The sequence below is a fragment of the Belnapia sp. AC561 genome (assembly GCF_979252845.1).
Genome location: NZ_CEEDBP010000310.1, coordinates 1 through 258, shown reverse-complemented (window position 1 = coordinate 258; position 258 = coordinate 1). Strand labels below are relative to the sequence as shown.

The 258-nt window shown below is 65.1% G+C and carries 1 protein-coding gene; it reads right to left on the bottom strand.

The features are described from left to right. A partial coding sequence (locus AC0IW9_RS31215) for a nitrilase-related carbon-nitrogen hydrolase (RefSeq protein WP_471652174.1) occupies nt 1–258 on the bottom strand: 258 nt, incomplete at both ends.

Below are 258 nucleotides of genomic sequence, written 5' to 3'. Positions count from 1 at the left end.
CAGCAAACCGATGGACCAACCGGCGAACTCGAACGGCGCCTGCAAGTGCTCGCCGGGGGTGAACAAGGTGCGCTCGAAGGCACCGAACAGATGGGTTTTGCGGTAGTTGCACAGGCGCGTGCCCTGGCCGTCGATCAGTTGCGCGGAGTTGTAGGGTTTGCCGCCGCTGTCGTGGGTTTCGGCATAGCCGTAGCAGATGCCAATGTTGTGCTCGCGCGCGAGTTCGGCGATGCGTTGCGCCGAGGGCCCGTCCGCCGC